Origin of the sequence: Methylobacterium mesophilicum (genome assembly GCF_022179445.1) — a bacterium.
GTDB classification, from domain to species: Bacteria; Pseudomonadota; Alphaproteobacteria; order Rhizobiales; family Beijerinckiaceae; genus Methylobacterium; species Methylobacterium mesophilicum.
Genome location: NZ_BPQU01000214.1, coordinates 1 through 206, shown reverse-complemented (window position 1 = coordinate 206; position 206 = coordinate 1). Strand labels below are relative to the sequence as shown.

Annotated in this window: 1 pseudogene; it reads right to left on the bottom strand. The window is 73.3% G+C overall.

Annotation, left to right across the window (positions count from 1 at the left end):
- Positions 1–206 (bottom strand): annotated as a pseudogene (locus MFF40_RS28750) (ATP-grasp domain-containing protein); the annotation flags it as partial.

Below are 206 nucleotides of genomic sequence, written 5' to 3'. Positions count from 1 at the left end.
CCTCGGGGACGAGGAATCCGATGGCCGCGCTGCGGAGTCCGGTGTCACGCCGCCGGAGGTCGGGCTCCCGGCCCAGCGCCACGTCCACGCATGCGGCGGGGAGATCGATGCCGGTGACATGGCGGACCAGCTCGGTGATCCGATTGCCCGCGGGACGGGGATTGACCTCCACGCCCCGGGGGCCGTCGGCCGTGAGCTTGACCTCG